Source organism: Flavobacteriales bacterium (assembly GCA_020435415.1).
Taxonomy (GTDB): Bacteria; Bacteroidota; Bacteroidia; order JACJYZ01; family JACJYZ01; genus JACJYZ01.
The window spans coordinates 1-594 of the sequence record JAGQZQ010000186.1 but is presented as its reverse complement, the minus strand read 5'-3'; the positions used below and the strand labels follow the sequence as shown (position 1 = coordinate 594).

The 594-nt window shown below is 46.6% G+C and carries 1 protein-coding gene; it reads left to right on the top strand.

All coding sequences use genetic code 11. From position 1 onward, the window contains the following. Positions 1-587, top strand: a 587-nt coding sequence (locus KDD36_15240) for a histone H1-like repetitive region-containing protein (GenBank protein ID MCB0398003.1), incomplete at its 5' end; no start/stop codon positions are given. Between the last annotated feature and the right edge of the window lie 7 nt (positions 588-594).

Below are 594 nucleotides of genomic sequence, written 5' to 3'. Positions count from 1 at the left end.
CTGGAGCGACAAAAGCCAAGAAGCGGACTGCTAAGAAACCTGCAGCCAAAAAGCCGGCAGCTAAAAAGCCTGCGGCTAAGAAAAAGCCGGCAGCTAAAAAAGCAACAGCTAAAAAAGCTACTGCTAAAAAAGCTACCGCTAAAAAGCCCGCCGCTAAGAAGGCAGCAGCTAAAAAGCCTGCTGTTAAAAAAGCAGCAGCTAAGAAACCGGCAGCTAAGAAGCCCGCAGCTAAGAAGACTGCAGCTAAAAAGCCGGCAGCTAAAAAAGCTCCGACTAAAAAAGCTACAGCCAAGAAAACTGCAGCCAAAAAGCCAGTCGCTAAAAAACCGGCAGCTAAAAAGGCCGCAGTCAAGAAAACTGCAGCTAAAAAACCAGCAGCCAAAAAGCCAGCAGCTAAAAAGTCTACTGCAGCCAAGAAAACTACTGCTAAAAAGACTACAGCTAAAAAGCCGGCTACCAAAAAGGTCGCTTCCAGAAAGCCGGCCAACAAAAAGACTTCCACTGCTCGGAAGCCAGCCGCTAAAAAACCAGCAGCTAAAAAGAAAACTACTGCTAGAAAGTCTACCGCTCGTAAAAAGAGCAGCTAACTTCTAG